22 protein-coding genes are annotated in these 12,458 nt (G+C 72.1%); 21 read left to right on the top strand and 1 reads right to left on the bottom strand.

Going from position 1 to position 12,458, the window contains the following annotated elements; all coding sequences use genetic code 11:
• Positions 1-4 precede the first annotated feature (4 nt).
• The 11 genes from ACYVHU_RS12320 (at position 5) to ACYVHU_RS12370 (ending at position 4,781) form a co-directional block, all read left to right on the top strand.
• Entirely contained in the window at positions 5-262 is a 258-nt protein-coding gene (locus ACYVHU_RS12320) for a hypothetical protein (protein WP_498948426.1), read from the top strand.
• The gene (locus ACYVHU_RS12325) at positions 259-540 is read left to right on the top strand and encodes a hypothetical protein (RefSeq protein WP_498948428.1); all 282 of its coding nucleotides are present in this window, start codon (positions 259-261) and stop codon (positions 538-540) included. The genes ACYVHU_RS12320 and ACYVHU_RS12325 overlap by 4 nt, the downstream gene beginning before the upstream one ends.
• The gene (locus ACYVHU_RS12330) at positions 537-713 is read left to right on the top strand and encodes a hypothetical protein (RefSeq protein ID WP_498948429.1); all 177 of its coding nucleotides are present in this window, start codon (positions 537-539) and stop codon (positions 711-713) included. The genes ACYVHU_RS12325 and ACYVHU_RS12330 overlap by 4 nt, the downstream gene beginning before the upstream one ends.
• On the top strand, positions 710-925 hold the full coding sequence (locus ACYVHU_RS12335) for a hypothetical protein (protein ID WP_498948431.1): 216 nt from the start codon (positions 710-712) through the stop codon (positions 923-925). Before ACYVHU_RS12330 ends, ACYVHU_RS12335 begins: the two co-directional genes overlap by 4 nt.
• On the top strand, positions 918-1,199 hold the full coding sequence (locus ACYVHU_RS12340) for a hypothetical protein (protein WP_498948433.1): 282 nt from the start codon (positions 918-920) through the stop codon (positions 1,197-1,199). The genes ACYVHU_RS12335 and ACYVHU_RS12340 overlap by 8 nt, the downstream gene beginning before the upstream one ends.
• On the top strand, positions 1,196-1,546 hold the full coding sequence (locus ACYVHU_RS12345) for a hypothetical protein (RefSeq protein WP_498948435.1): 351 nt from the start codon (positions 1,196-1,198) through the stop codon (positions 1,544-1,546). Before ACYVHU_RS12340 ends, ACYVHU_RS12345 begins: the two co-directional genes overlap by 4 nt.
• On the top strand, positions 1,546-2,469 hold the full coding sequence (locus ACYVHU_RS12350) for a YqaJ viral recombinase family nuclease (RefSeq protein WP_498948436.1): 924 nt from the start codon (positions 1,546-1,548) through the stop codon (positions 2,467-2,469). Before ACYVHU_RS12345 ends, ACYVHU_RS12350 begins: the two co-directional genes overlap by 1 nt.
• Position 2,470: 1 nt before the next feature.
• Positions 2,471-3,310, top strand: coding sequence for a recombinase RecT (locus ACYVHU_RS12355; protein WP_498948438.1), 840 nt, complete (start codon positions 2,471-2,473; stop codon positions 3,308-3,310).
• A gap of 282 nt (positions 3,311-3,592) precedes the next feature.
• Entirely contained in the window at positions 3,593-3,757 is a 165-nt protein-coding gene (locus tag ACYVHU_RS12360; protein ID WP_498948440.1) for a hypothetical protein, read from the top strand.
• The gene (locus tag ACYVHU_RS12365; RefSeq protein WP_498948442.1) at positions 3,754-4,266 is read left to right on the top strand and encodes a hypothetical protein; all 513 of its coding nucleotides are present in this window, start codon (positions 3,754-3,756) and stop codon (positions 4,264-4,266) included. The genes ACYVHU_RS12360 and ACYVHU_RS12365 overlap by 4 nt, the downstream gene beginning before the upstream one ends.
• Positions 4,266-4,781, top strand: coding sequence for a WhiB family transcriptional regulator (locus ACYVHU_RS12370; RefSeq protein WP_498948444.1), 516 nt, complete (start codon positions 4,266-4,268; stop codon positions 4,779-4,781). The genes ACYVHU_RS12365 and ACYVHU_RS12370 overlap by 1 nt, the downstream gene beginning before the upstream one ends.
• A gap of 56 nt (positions 4,782-4,837) precedes the next feature.
• Here the strand turns inward: ACYVHU_RS12370 and ACYVHU_RS12375 are convergent, their stop codons facing one another.
• Positions 4,838-5,074 carry a hypothetical protein gene (locus ACYVHU_RS12375; protein ID WP_498948445.1) on the bottom strand — a complete coding sequence of 79 codons (237 nt, stop codon included), beginning with the start codon at positions 5,072-5,074 and terminating at the stop codon, positions 4,838-4,840.
• 206 nt (positions 5,075-5,280) lie between these two features.
• Here ACYVHU_RS12375 and ACYVHU_RS12380 point away from each other — a divergent pair, with 206 nt between their 5' ends.
• The 10 genes from ACYVHU_RS12380 (at position 5,281) to ACYVHU_RS12425 (ending at position 12,399) form a co-directional block, all read left to right on the top strand.
• Positions 5,281-5,601 carry a nucleoside triphosphate pyrophosphohydrolase family protein gene (locus tag ACYVHU_RS12380; RefSeq protein ID WP_498948447.1) on the top strand — a complete coding sequence of 107 codons (321 nt, stop codon included), beginning with the start codon at positions 5,281-5,283 and terminating at the stop codon, positions 5,599-5,601.
• Positions 5,598-6,704, top strand: coding sequence for a DNA polymerase III subunit beta (gene dnaN, locus ACYVHU_RS12385; protein ID WP_498948448.1), 1,107 nt, complete (start codon positions 5,598-5,600; stop codon positions 6,702-6,704). The genes ACYVHU_RS12380 and dnaN overlap by 4 nt, the downstream gene beginning before the upstream one ends.
• Positions 6,705-6,723: 19 nt before the next feature.
• Positions 6,724-6,990: a hypothetical protein gene (locus ACYVHU_RS12390; protein WP_498948450.1), complete on the top strand. Its 267-nt coding sequence runs from the start codon at positions 6,724-6,726 to the stop codon at positions 6,988-6,990.
• Between the two features lie 118 nt (positions 6,991-7,108).
• Positions 7,109-7,807 (top strand): PDDEXK family nuclease, encoded by a 699-nt coding sequence (locus ACYVHU_RS12395; RefSeq protein WP_498948452.1) that lies wholly within the window; start codon positions 7,109-7,111, stop codon positions 7,805-7,807.
• Between the two features lie 32 nt (positions 7,808-7,839).
• On the top strand, positions 7,840-8,670 hold the full coding sequence (locus ACYVHU_RS12400; protein ID WP_498948454.1) for a hypothetical protein: 831 nt from the start codon (positions 7,840-7,842) through the stop codon (positions 8,668-8,670).
• The gene (locus ACYVHU_RS12405) at positions 8,667-10,046 is read left to right on the top strand and encodes a replicative DNA helicase (protein ID WP_498948455.1); all 1,380 of its coding nucleotides are present in this window, start codon (positions 8,667-8,669) and stop codon (positions 10,044-10,046) included. The genes ACYVHU_RS12400 and ACYVHU_RS12405 overlap by 4 nt, the downstream gene beginning before the upstream one ends.
• Positions 10,047-10,265: 219 nt before the next feature.
• Entirely contained in the window at positions 10,266-10,754 is a 489-nt protein-coding gene (locus ACYVHU_RS12410; RefSeq protein ID WP_498948457.1) for a single-stranded DNA-binding protein, read from the top strand.
• A 117-nt stretch (positions 10,755-10,871) separates the two neighbouring features.
• Entirely contained in the window at positions 10,872-11,147 is a 276-nt protein-coding gene (locus ACYVHU_RS12415) for a hypothetical protein (protein ID WP_498948459.1), read from the top strand.
• A 101-nt stretch (positions 11,148-11,248) separates the two neighbouring features.
• Positions 11,249-12,046, top strand: a complete 798-nt coding sequence (locus ACYVHU_RS12420; RefSeq protein ID WP_498948461.1) for a hypothetical protein — start codon at positions 11,249-11,251, stop codon at positions 12,044-12,046.
• Entirely contained in the window at positions 12,043-12,399 is a 357-nt protein-coding gene (locus tag ACYVHU_RS12425; RefSeq protein ID WP_498948463.1) for a hypothetical protein, read from the top strand. The genes ACYVHU_RS12420 and ACYVHU_RS12425 overlap by 4 nt, the downstream gene beginning before the upstream one ends.
• Positions 12,400-12,458: the final 59 nt, after the last annotated feature.

Genomic DNA, 12,458 nt, shown 5'->3' on the forward strand with positions numbered 1-12,458 from the left:
GGGCATGACCATTATGACCCACCGCCCGGCCACCACGGTGGTGCTGGACGCGCTCGGCCTCGTCGAAGTCGAGCACACCGCCGAAGGCGACCCCCAGGTGTGCGTCTACCTGCCCGACGGCGACGCACCCGTCGCCCGGCTCGCCATCGGCGCCGGCGACCCCGCCGACCAGCGCGACATGGCGGCCGCCGTCGCCGGCGCGTTCCGCCAGCTCGCCGAGATCCACGCCGACCGTGAGGTGCGCGCCGGAGGTGCCCGGTGAGCGCGCTGCACGCCCGGCCCCGCATCCCGGCCGGCGACCCCGCCGAACGGCTCCTCGCCGCACTGCGCGGCATCGGCCTCACCCCCGACGAGCGTCGGCTCCTGGAATGGGTGGCCGACATGGGTGGCGCCCCTTCCGCTGACACGCTCGCCCGCCTCATCCTGCGCATCCGCGTGCTGTCCGACGGGGCTCCGGCCCTGCCTGAAGCGATCGTCCGACGGCGCCGCACCGAGGAGATGCGGCGCATCCCCGGCCGGCACGAGGGAGGTGCCCGGTGACCCCCGCCGAGTGGCTGGAGGCCCGCTTCGACGCCGCGCAGCAGCTGTGGCGTCTGAGTGAGAGGTTCGGCGAGGTCGCCGCCGACCAGGGGCGGACGAGCCCTGAGGCGCGACAGATCGCCGACGAGATGAAGCAGATCGCCAGCGAATGGGGACCGGGGGTGCTCCAATGAGCCTCTTCCTCACCCTGCTCACCCACGGCGCCGTCGCGGCCTTGGCCGCGATCGTCACGTGGGGGGTCATGGCGGTGCGCCGTGACACGCGGCTCGCCGCCGTCGAACGGACGAACCGGGCGCTCCTGGATCGGCTGATCGAACTCGACCCCGAGTCGGCCGATCGGCTCGCTGCGGGCGTGCGCCGCGAGGGGAGGCACCGCCGTGGGTGACCGGAACGGGCGCGGGCCGACCGTTGAGGACGGCGTCGGCCACATCGACGCCGCGATCGAAGCCCTCGTCGCAGCGCGCAACGCGCTCCAGATCTGGCCCGACTTGATGTTCGCTGGCGAGGTCGGACAGGAGGCGCACCTACTGCTCGCCGGCGCGACCGCCCGGATCGCCCGGGCCGGCCACGCCGTCAACGCGATCCAGCGGCGCGCCGCCGCGCTGGACGCGACCCTCGCCGCCATCGACGCGCTGCCTAGCACGGAGGATCCCCGATGAGTATCCACTTCCGCGACGGGACCTCCGTCGACTACACCCCGCCCGCTGACACGCTCGACCCCCGATACGGGGAGTGCGTCAACCACCATCCAGCCTGCGACTGCCGAGAGGCCGCGGTCGCTGAGGAGCGGTCCGAGTGTGCCGCCGCCTGGTCCACGCTGAGGCAGGCCGTCGACGTGGCTCTCGCCGGCCACGCCGTTCGAACCTTCGGCCGAGGGCCCGAATGCCAGTGCGCCGGGTGTCAGATCGCGCGCGCCGTGCACGTGTACCCCCGCCAGATGCCGACCTGCAAGGTCGACGCCGATGAGAACGACACGGCGGAGGAGAGCCCGGAGGTCCCGTTCTGATGACCGAGCCGAAGACCGCCACCCCCACCGCCGAGCAGGTCGGCGACTGGGAGCCCGGCTCCCCCGAATGGCACGCCGCCCGCGCGACCCGGCTGGGCGGATCCGAGATCGCCGCGATCCTCGGCCTGTCCCCCTGGGAGTCCCGGTTCTCCCTGTGGCACCGCAAGCGCGGCACCGCCGAGCCGCAGGCCGAGAACGCGCGGATGTCGTGGGGGAAGCGGCTGGAAGCCCCGATCGCCGAGGCCTTCGCCGACTTCCACCCCGAGTTCGAGGTGGTCGGCGCGGGCACCTACGTGTCCACCGCCCGCCCCTACCAGCTCGCCAACCCCGACCGGCTCCTCGTGCCGCGCGACGGCGGCCCCGTCGAGCTGCTGGAGGTGAAGACCGCTCGGGAGGACGGCGGGTGGGGCGAGCCGGGGACCGATGAGATCCCCATCTACTACCGGTGCCAGGTGCTGTGGTACCTGGACACGCTCGGCCTGTCCCGCGCCCACGTCGCGGTGCTGATCGCCGGGTCCGACTACCGCGAGTACGTGATCGATCTCGACCCGGCCGACCCCGACCAGCAGGTCGAGTTGGCCACGCTGCGTACCGAGGCCGACCTGTTCATGCGGTCGGTGCGCGATGGTGTGCGCCCCGGCATCGACTCCTCCACCGCCACCTACCAGGTCATCCGGCGGCTGCCCGACGCGGTGGTCGACGAGGACGTGGAGATCCCGCCGGAGCTGGCCGAGGACTACCTGGCCGCGGTCGACGCCCACCGGGCCGCTGAGGCCGTCAAGCGGCGGTTGTGCAGTCAGGTGCTCGACCTGATCGGGGATCGGCGGCGCGCAACCGTCGCTGGTGAACGCATCGCCACCCGTGTCGTCAACCCCGACGGCACCACCAAGTCGCTCATGCCCGCACGGAAGAAGGACATCTGACATGGGCCAGTCCATCACCAACGCCATCGCCACCCGCGCCAGCGGCCCCGGCGCCCTGGTCGAGCAGTACCAGGCCGACCTCGCCCAGGTCATGCCATCCCATGTCAAGCCGGAAATGTTCGTCCGGCTGGCCGTGGGTGCGCTGCGCCGCGACCCGAAGCTGGCCGAGGCCGCGGCGAACAACCCGGGGGCGCTCATGGGGGCGCTCATGGACGCCGCGCAGCTCGGCCTCACTCCGGGCAGCGAGCAGTTCTACTTGGTTCCGCGCAAGGTCAAGGGCCGCTTGGAGGTGCAGGGGATCCGCGGCTACCAGGGGGAGATCGAGCTGATCTACCGGGCCGGCGCGGTCTCCTCCGTGATCGTGGAGGTCGTCCGGGAGGCCGACCGGTTCGCTTACCGGCCGGGTCGCGACGAGCGTCCCGAGCACGAGATCGACTGGGACCTGGAGGATCGCGGGCGGCTGCGGCTGGTCTACGCCTACGCGGTGATGCGCGACGGGGCGACGTCGAAGGTCGTGGTGCTGAACCGGAAGCAGGTCGAGGAGGCGAAGGCCCTGTCGCAGGGCGCCGATTCTCCGTACTCCCCGTGGCAGCGGCACGAGGAGGCGATGTGGTTGAAGACGGCCGCGCACCGGTTGGCGAAGTGGGTGCCGACCTCGGCGGAGTATCGGCGCGAGCAGCTGCGGGCGGCCCAGGAGGTGGCCGCAGAACAGCGCCACCAGGCCGCGCCGCAGCCGCCTGTCGGGGGACCTCCGGCCGGGGTGGATGCGGACACGGGCGAGGTTGTGGACGCCGAGGTCGTGGACTGGCCGACGCCGGCCGAACCGGGCGGTGCCCGGTGAGCCTCCTGTGGACCGTCGCAGTCCTCGCCGCGCTCGCCAGCTTGTGGCCGCTTCTGGCCCGGCTCACCCCTTAGACCGCTGTGCCGGCCCGTGACGTGCCCGGGCCGGCACGGCACCAACCCGCCCGGGACCCTCGCAGGGGCAGGGTCCCGGGCCTCCCGAGGAGACACGCATGGACTACTGGACCCCCGCCCCCTACGGGGTGGGCGACCCCCGGCTGCTCGACCCGTTCCCGACCCCCGACTGGGCCGACGTCCTCGACGACGTCGACGAGGAGGGCGAGTGAACCGCCGGACCCCCTCCCCGCTTGACGAGGCCGTCGAAGTCTGCCTCGCGCCGCCCGCCGATCCGGAGCTTGCCGCCGAGATCCGGCGCCTCATCAAGACTCACGGGCCGCGTGCCGTCGCGGCCGAGACCGCCCGCCAGACCGCTCAGGAGGAACAGTGACCCCGCCCAGCGTCATCGGCCTCGACCTGTCCATGACCGCCACCGGAATCGCCTACCCGGACGGCACCACCGAGACCCTTCACCCGAGATCGACCGGCGACGCGCGCCTCGTCGAGATCCGCGACCGCGTCGACCGCGCCGCGTCCGACCGTCGCGTTGACCTCGTCGTCATCGAGGACCTGCCCACCCACGCCCGGGCGGCCGGGATCACCGGGATGGTGCACGGCGCCGTCCGATCCCTGCTCGTAGAGCGCCAGATCCCCTACGCGCTGGTCAGCCCCGCCACGCTCAAGGCCTACGCCGCGGGCAAGGGCAACGCCGACAAGACCGCAATGACGCTCGCCCTGTACAAGCGCGCCGGGATCGAGGTCGCCGACGACAACCAGTGCGACGCCTGGTGGCTGCGCGCCGCCGGCCTCCAGCACCTCGGCCACCCGGCCGTGGAACTGCCCGCCGCCCAGATCGCCCGCCTCGACAAGGTCACCTGGCCCGAAGTGGCGGTGGCGTGATGGCGCGCAAGAAGGTGCGCCGCGTGATCATCTGCGCGGCGTGCGGGCGGGAGCGGCCGCACCACGCTCGACAGTGGTGCAGCGTCTGCTACAACCGTTGGGACGTGGCAGGCAGGCCCGAGTCGGGGCCGCCGCCGCAGGTCCGCCGTAGCCCGCGGCCTCGCCCCGCCGAGCCCGTGATCCGTCCCTTGCGGGACGCCGACCGGCTGGTCGCGACGGTACTGCCGCTCGCGGCCGAGGCGATCGCCCGCCGGGAGGAGGTGGAGGCCCCGGTCGCCGGCGCGTGCGAGGGCATGGACGTCGGCATCTTCTTCCCCGACCGGGGAGAAAGCGTCGCCGTCGCCCGTGAGGTGTGCGAGGGCTGCCCGTTCGGGGTGCGGGTCGCCTGCCTCCTGTGGGCCGTGGTCACGCCGGAGCGCGACGGCGTGTGGGGCGGCATGACGCCGGAAGAGCGCGTGTCGCTGCGCCGGCGTGCCCAGCGCGCGGTCATCCCCGAGGCGCAAGGGGCCGCGTGAGCGTCCCCGTGCACGCCGAAGACCGGCCCGGCATCGGGCCGGTCGCAGGCGTGGGGTCAGGAGGCGGCGCGGTGGTCGTCGAAGGCGCGTTCCCAGCGTCGCAGCGTCTCCCGGTTCTCGCCGGTTTCCTCGGCGATGCGCTTTTGGGGCACGCCGGCCGCGCGGGCGGCCGCGAGTGCGGCGCCGAGGTCGAGGCGGGCCTGCCGAGTCGCCTCTTCGAGCCGCTTGAGCGCGGCGTGCTGCTCGATGACGGTCTCCAGCTCGGGAGTGCGGGGAGTGCGGTCGGCGCTCATAGCCACATTGTGGCACAGCCTCAATGGCCTACTCTTTTTGGCATCATCCATGCGGCCATTCAACCATGGCAATCTTCTTCTGGCCACATCTTGCATGCCACATCTATGTGGCATAGAGTGGCATCACTGCCAACCGGGCGCCCTGATGAGCCGCACGGCATCCGCGACGCCCGCAACGCCCGACGCAAGACCGCGAGGAGCCGTCGATGAGCAGCGCTCAAAACTCCCAGATCGTCGCCGACCTGCTCCGCCGGATGGGGATCGCAGACCAAACCCTGGAGGGCTCGCTGCGCTTCCTCCTCGAGGAAAGCGGAGAGGTCGCCAAGGCTGTACGCCGCGGCGACGTCGCCAACCTGGCCGAGGAGCTGGCCGACGTCGCCATCGTCACCTACGCCATGGCGGGCCGCGCCGGGATCGACCTCGACGCCGCGATTCGCGCCAAGGCAGCCACCCGGCTCTCCCGTCACATCGCCGAACGGGCATTCGACCCCGCCCAGCTCGTCATCCCCGGAATGGAGCAGATGTGAAACTCACCGTCAACGCCACCCGGTTCGCCGCGGAGATCGGCCGGCTCGCCCGCCTCCTCCCCGCCCGGCCCACCGTGCCGGTACTGGCCGGCATCCGCATAGCAGCCCGCGACGAAGAGGCCGTCGCCTCCGTGTTCGACTACGAGACCTCGGGCACGACGGTACTCCCCGCCGACGTCGCCGAGCCCGGCGTGACCGTCCTCCCCGGCCGGACCCTCGCCGAGGCCATCAGCCGCCTCGACGACGGCGACCTCACCCTCACCGGAGACGGCGCGCGCATCTCGCTGCGCTGCGGCCCCGCGAAGTTCACCCTGCCCACCCTGCCGGTCGAGGACTACCCGACCCTGCCCGCCATGCCCGAACAGATCGGGACCGTCCCCGCCGGCGACCTCGCCGCAGCCGTCGCCCACACCCACGCCGCCGCGGCGACCGACATCACCCTGCCGACACTGACCGGCATCCGCCTGGCCTTCGCCGCCGGGGGCATCACGCTGACCGCCACCGACCGGTACCGGGCCGCCCAGCACACCATCGGCTGGGCGCCCACCCTCGAAGCCGTCGAGGGCGACCTGCTCGTCCCCGCGGCCGCCCTCGCCCACGCCGTCAAAACCCTCGACGGCGACCAGGTCACCCTCCACCGCGACGACGCCATCCTCGGCCTGTCCGCCGGCGGCCGCACCATGACCACGCGGCTCATCGACGCCGCCGCGCCACCCATCGCCAAACTCCTCGACGCCGCTCTCGCCGGCGCCGACTGCATCGTCGACACCGACCGCCTACGCCAGGCGGTCCTGCGCGTGGCCGCCGTCGCCGAACGGGGCCTGCCCGTCCACCTCCACGTCACCCCCGGCCGGATCGCCGTCACCGTCGCCGGCGCGACCGACGGCGAGGACGTCCTCGACGCCGCCTGGGAGGGCGAGCAGGTCGACATCGCGTTCGCGCCCCGCTACCTCGCCGACGCGCTCACCCACGTCGGCGCCCCCCAGACGCGCATCACCCTCCGCGACGGACGCCAGCCCGCCCTGCTCCGCCCGGCCGGCGACGACCACCGCCGCCACCTGATCATGCCGATCCGGGTCGACACCGCCACCCGAGCGGCCTAACCGAACAGGAGAGAACGCCATGGCGACCCGCACCGTCCCCCTCGCCGTCGCCGGGGACATCCACGAGCTCCGGTGGGCCGACGACGGAGAGGTGGCCCACGGCTACACGTTCGTCGCTGACGAGGCGGTGAGCCGACATGGCTCATACGAACGTCGCCGCCTCGTCGTCCGCGACATCGCGGACGGGTCCCTGTGGGAGCTGCCCTACGAAGAGGCGCTCCATGAGGACGTCGACCTGCCGCCGTTCCCGCCCGGGCGCGTCACCCTCCACCCCGTTGACGCCTGACCACCCCTGCGGCGCCCAGACCCCGCGCCGCCTGACCGCCCGTCCGGACCCAGCCGGCACCCCGGGCGCAACGCCCGGGGCGGGCACCACACCATTCCCCAACGACACGAGGAGACTTGTGAATCCCCAGAACATCCCCACGATGATCCACATAGGCGAGCTTGCCCGCGTCCACATCGAGCAGATGCTCGTCCGTGCCGCCCACGCCCCCACCGAGGAGCTGGACGGCGACATGACGATCGCGGCGCGGCCCACCTGGTACGGAGGCGTGACGTTCCGATCCGCGTTGGAGGCGTCCTGGGCCGCGACCCTCGACACCCTCGGCGTTGAATGGGCCTACGAGCCGGAGACGATCACGCTCCCCTCAGGGACGGTCTACGTCCCCGACTTCTGGCTGCCCCAGGTGGGCATCTGGATCGAGGTGAAGGGGCCGGGCGTCCCCCGCGTCGAGAAGGCCCACGCCCTCGCTGAAGCCCGCGCGTGCGCCTGTGAAGGCAGGTGCGGGTGTGCGTGGCCGGGGGGTGAACTCGTCCTCATCGGCCACCCCGCCGAGGCCGCGGCGCCGTCCTGGGACGCGAACGGGTGGCGGCGGCGAACCCGCCACCGAGGGCACCCCGCGTGGACTCTCGCGGGAGGCGGTAGGGGGCGCGCCTACTTCACCGCCTGTCCGGCCTGTGACGTCCGCGGATGGGTCGCTCGGCGGACGCCGCCCACCTGCCGCGCCTGCCGTCGCCCACTGCGCGGCGGACACCTCTACCGCTCCGGCGACGACGAGCTCGTCTTCGTCGACGCGGCGGGGTTCGCCCCCCAGTTCTGACCCCATCCGCCACTACCGAGCAGGGAAACCACATGGGTGTGCGGCTGATCGTCGAGGTGCTCGACTACGCGCCCGCGAGCCTGACGCCACGCGAGCGCTACGTGCTCATCGTGCTGGCCGAGGGCGCCCGCGACCACACGCGGGTGTGCTGGCCCGGCGTCGAGGACGACGAGCGGTTCATTCACCGCAGTCGCCTCAAGAGCCGCAGCCAGCGCTACGCGGTACTCAAGGCCCTCGTCGAGAAGGGGGTCCTGGAGAACGTGCGCCGCGGCCAGAAGGGGGTGCGGGCCGGCTACCGGATCGCCCCCATGGCCCCGGAGGGGGCGGCGCTCCCCCCCTTTCAGGGTCCCGGAATCCGGGACGCTGATGGGCTGGAGGGCCACGTTCAGGGTCCCGGAAACCAGGACGCTGAAAGTCGGAACGGCGACGCTCAGGGTCCCGGTTTTCGGGATTCAGGGTCCCGGTTTTCGGGATTCAGGGTCCCGGATTCCGGGACCCCTTCCCCTCAATCCCCTCAGTCCCCTCATCCCGGAACGCGCCAGGAGGCCCCCTACGCCTCCTCTGGTGACCGACGGAGGAGGAAGACGAGAGAAGAGAAAAACCCGGTCGAGATCGTCATGGACGCCACCGGCGCCACCGAGACCGAAGCCGCCGCCGTCATCGCCCAGCTCCAAGCCGAACAGAAGATCACGTCCCTGCACGGCCTCCTCACCACCATGGCGCGCAAGGGCGACCTCCAAGCGGCCGTCGACGGCCTGCGTGCACGCCGCAGGCCCCGCGCCACCGAACTATGTGAGGCCCACACCCGTCGCGTCGACCACTGCCCCTTCTGCAAGTACGAACGACAGAAAGCCGCGTCATGACCCAGCCCCGGCACCTCGCCCCTGTCAGCGACACCCCCCAGGAGCCGCCCCACGACATCGACGCCGAACAGGTCGTCATCGGATCGATCATCGACAACCGGCGCGCCCTCGACCAGGTCGCCGACATCCTGCCCGACCCGCTGGCCTTCTACCGGCCCGCCCACCAAGCCATCTACGAAGCAGTGCGCGACATGGCCGACGACGGCAAGGAACTTTCCGCCGTCGCCGTCCACGACGAACTTCGTAAGCGCGGGCAGGCTCTGGCCACCGGCGGCGCCCCCTACCTCGCCGAGTGCTACGACCGGGTGCCCGCCACCGCCAACGCCGGCTACTACGCCCGCATCGTCGCCGACAAAGCCGCCCTGCGCCGCCTCGTCGAGGCCGGGACCCGCATCGCCCAGATCGGGTACTCCGGCCGCGGCGATGTCGACGACCTTCTCGAACGCGCCCGCGTCGAGGCCGACCGGGCCACGGAGCCCGCGACCGCCAACTCCCTCGTAGGACTCTCGACAGGAGAACGTATGCCCGGATACATCGACCGTCTCGAAGCCGGCCGCACCGTCGACAACCTCGTCCCCCCGCCCTACAACACGCTGCGCCGGCTCGTCCCCGGGTTCGCGCCGGGCCAGCTGGTCGTCATCGGCGCCCGGCCCGGCTCCGGCAAGTCGGTGATGGCCGTCGACATCCTCCGCAAGGCGGCCGTGGAGTGCGGCATGCCCGCGGTCCTGTTCTCACTGGAGATGACTGCCGACGAGGTGATGGACCGGGCGTGCGCGGCCGAGGCCGACGTCAATCTCGCCCGGTTCGGCAGTGCCCAGTTCAGCGAGATCGAATGGTCGCGACTGGCCCCTGCGGCGGCCCGGGTCGCCGAAGCTCCGATGATCATCGACGACTCGTCGCTGTGTTCGCTGGCGACGGTGCGATCCCGGCTGCGGGCGATGGCTCGGCGCAGTCCGGCGCGGATCGCGATCGTCGACTACCTCCAGCTGATGACGATGCCGGGCGCGGAGACCCGGCAGCAGGCGATCGCTGAGACCACACGCGGGTTGAAGATCCTGGCCAAGGAGTTCGACATCCCTGTCGTCGTGCTAGCGCAGCTGAACCGAGGGGTGGAGTCGCGGCAGGACAAGATGCCCGGACTCGCGGACTTCCGCGAGTCGGGGGCGGTGGAGCAGGACGCGAACATCGCGATCATGCTGCACCGGCCGGAAGCCTACGACCCTGACACCGACCGCGCGGGCGAGCTGGACCTGAACGTCGCCAAGAACCGCAACGGCGCGATCGGGGTGGAGACGGTGCAAGCCCAATTCCACTACGCCCGCATGGTCGACTTCGACGACCCGCGGGCGGTGGGTGAGATGCGGGGCCGGAAGTGACCAGGGGCGAGCTGGTGGCTCGCGCCCGGGCGGCGGCTGCGGCGTCGCCGGCCGGGTCGCTCGACCGGAGGGCGGCGGGGTGTGCGGCGGTCGTGATCGCGACGACGCGGACCATGTCCGGCGCGCGGAAGGCCATCGCGCAGTCCGGAGTACTGACGGATGAAGTGAGGAAGGCGACCCTCGCCTTCCTCGACGAACTCGATGGACAGGAGTCCTGACATGGCAGGCGAAACCCAGATCACGCTCGTCGGCAACCTCGTCGACGACCCCGAGCTGCGCTTCACTTCCAACGGCGCCGCGGTGGCGAACTTCCGTGTGGCCTCGACGCCGCGCACGTTCGACCGGCAGAGCGGTGAGTGGCGGGACGGCGAGTCCTTGTTCCTCACCTGCTCGGTGTGGCGGGCCTACGCCGAGAACGTGGTCGAGAGCCTTCAGCGTGGTATGCGCGTCATCGTGCAGGGCCGGTTGAAGCAGCGGTCGTATGAGACGAAGGAAGGCGAGAAGCGCACCGTCTTCGAGGTCGAGGTTGAAGAGGTCGGTCCCGCGCTGCGCAGCGCCACCGCCAAGGTGACGAAGACGCAGCGTCAGGGGGCCGGCGAGGGCGGGTTCGGCGGTCAGCGTCCGGCTCGGTCGGGGGCGCCGTCCAGTGACTCGTGGGCGTCGGGCGGCGGGTTCGGCGCCGGCCGGGGCGACGAACCGCCCTTCTAGGCCCTGGAATCCCCACAGTCGCGTCGGGGGCGGGCTTCTCGCCCCCGACTACCCCCACGGGCCACAAGAGCCCCACAAGTCACTACAGGCCCATACAGACGCAAACCGGGAGTAAAGATGGCAGACGAAGGGGCGGCCCTCGACGCCCAGCAGCGCGCCGCCGACCGGCTCCACGAGCTCGACGGCGCCGCGCAGTCCCCCACCCTGGAGGCCGAGCTCGACCGGCTCCGCGCAGACCTGGAGGCGGCCCGCCGTCGGATCCGCTACCTGGACCTGCTGAGAGACCTGGGCCGGCACTCCCGGGACAGGCTGAGATCCGAGAACGACCGGCTCCGCGCCGTCCTCGGCGAGATCCACGAATGGACCCAGGCCCTCCAGGAGGAAACCCCCTGAGACGCGCGAAGGGGCTCGCGCGCCACCGCGAGCCCCGCGCCCACCTGTCCGACCAGGGACAGGCCACAGCATACGGGGACAAGAACACGTGAGGGGTCACCATGGGGATTGCGTGCCGGCTCTGCGCCCAGCCCGCCACCGGCGTCGTCTGCGCCGCCTGCGTCGGCCGGATGCGCGCCGCCCTCGCCGCCGTCCACGGCGACGACGGCCTGCACGGCCTCGACGTCGACCTGGACATCGCGCTCGCCCGCCAAACCGCCCTCGGCGCGACCAGAGGCCGGGGAACGGGCGCGGTGCCGCTGCCGATCGACGTGCGCGCCTCCGAAGCCGCCGCCGTCCTACGCAGCACCCTGTCCACGTGGGTGCGGGTCCTGGCCGGCGAGATGGCCGGCCCGTTGCCGGAGGACACGCTGGCCGGCATGGCCCGCTGGCTGCACGCCCACGCCTCCCGCATCGCCGCCGCCGAGTGGGCAGATGAGGCCGTCGACGAGATCGTGCACGCTGTCGGTGAGGTGCGGCGCGCCGTGGACCGTCCGGCGCCGCGGATCCTCGCCGGGCGGTGCGCGTGCGGGGCCGTGCTCTACGTTCGGCCGGGCGCCGTGCGGGCGGTGTGCTACTCCCACGAGGAGCCGCTCGTCCACGACGTGGACGAGTTGCGCGCGGCGTTGGCGGCGGAAGCCGAAGGGGTCGCGGCGACGGCGACCGTGCTCGCCTCCCACATGGCCGCGCTCGGCATGGCCTGCGCGGACTCGACGATCCGGGGGTGGGCGCGGCCGCGGGGTGAGCGGCCCGCGCTGATCGAGGCGTGCGGGACGGACGGCCGGGGCCGTCCGGTGTACCGGCTGGAGGACGTCAAGCGCGTGTGGCGGGCGTCACGGGAGAGGAGACTGGTGTCATGACCCCTGACGACATCAACGCTGCGGTCGCGACCTTCGAGGGCGGAGAGGTGGAACGGCGCCGCCTCCAGCAGAGGCGCGCCCGCTTCGACTGGTGGCTCCAGCACGTAGCCCCCCTCCTGCCGGACGGTGCGCGGCCGCGCGGCTGGGACAGCCTGCTGGTGACCGGCAAGAAGGAGGAGCGTGCCGCGAGGGAGTTCTTCGAGGCCCGGCCGGCCACGGTCGTCATCTCGGTGACCCCGAGGCAGGCGGCGAAATTGGGACTGCGAGACGACGACTCTCTGAAGTACTTGTCGGCGCCGGGGCGGGTCGTGGTGGGGTGGAAATGGGCATGCGGGGCACCGGAAGGTGCGTGAGTTGCGCGTGAGCCGCTGCAACGCTATTGTGTGATCAAATGGACTGAAGAGTCCCGATG

The organism is Marinactinospora endophytica (assembly GCF_054780875.1).